The organism is Marinobacter iranensis (genome assembly GCF_029207565.1).
Lineage (GTDB): Bacteria > Pseudomonadota > Gammaproteobacteria > Pseudomonadales > Oleiphilaceae > Marinobacter > Marinobacter iranensis.
In genome coordinates this window covers 1-253 of the sequence record NZ_JANCMW010000312.1, presented here as the reverse complement: position 1 = coordinate 253, position 253 = coordinate 1, and the positions used below count along the sequence as shown (strand labels likewise).

The 253-nt window shown below is 64.0% G+C and carries 1 protein-coding gene; it reads right to left on the bottom strand.

Features of this window, described 5'->3' with window-relative positions; translation table 11 throughout:
• The coding region (locus tag NLU14_RS22510; protein WP_420845102.1) for an alcohol dehydrogenase catalytic domain-containing protein at positions 1-239 on the bottom strand (239 nt) is incomplete at its 3' end.
• Positions 240-253: the final 14 nt, after the last annotated feature.

Genomic DNA, 253 nt, shown 5'->3' with positions numbered 1-253 from the left:
GCATAGGCGCCGTAATGGGTCTCGCCGACACCCCAGCCGTTCAGGATCACGCGATCGCCCTTGCGCCAGTCGGGGTTGTCGGAGGAAAGCACCGTGCCTGCGAAGTCGATACCCGGAACCAGCGGCCAGCGTCGCACCACGGGCGCCTTGCCGGTGATCGCCAATCCGTCCTTGTAGTTCACCGTCGTGGCATCGACAGCGACGGTGACGTCGCCTTCCATCAGATCGGCTTCGGTCAGCTCGGTAACCGTTA